General features: G+C 35.5%; 1 pseudogene. It reads left to right on the top strand.

Features of this window, described 5'->3' with window-relative positions:
* Nucleotides 1-19: 19 nt before the first annotated feature.
* A pseudogene (locus CUN59_RS21625) lies at nucleotides 20-211 on the top strand (histidine kinase); the annotation flags it as partial.

Below are 211 nucleotides of genomic sequence, written 5' to 3'. Positions count from 1 at the left end.
AAGTTAAATCCATCCCCAAATGGACACAATTACCATCTCCAAATATATTCTTAATCAAGCTTGTCAATGTACACCCCCACATAAATCAATTACAATTACTACTAGCTTGCATCTAGAGACAATAGAATTAAAACTAAATATCTCTGGGGTGGAAATTCCCCATAATGAACTCTCACAAGTGTTTCAGCCATTTTATAACCCACATTCCGCA

Source organism: Cuspidothrix issatschenkoi CHARLIE-1, assembly GCF_002934005.1.
GTDB lineage: Bacteria > Cyanobacteriota > Cyanobacteriia > Cyanobacteriales > Nostocaceae > Cuspidothrix > Cuspidothrix issatschenkoi.
Note: the sequence above shows the minus strand (reverse complement) of the source record. Positions and strands in the feature narration are given on the sequence as shown.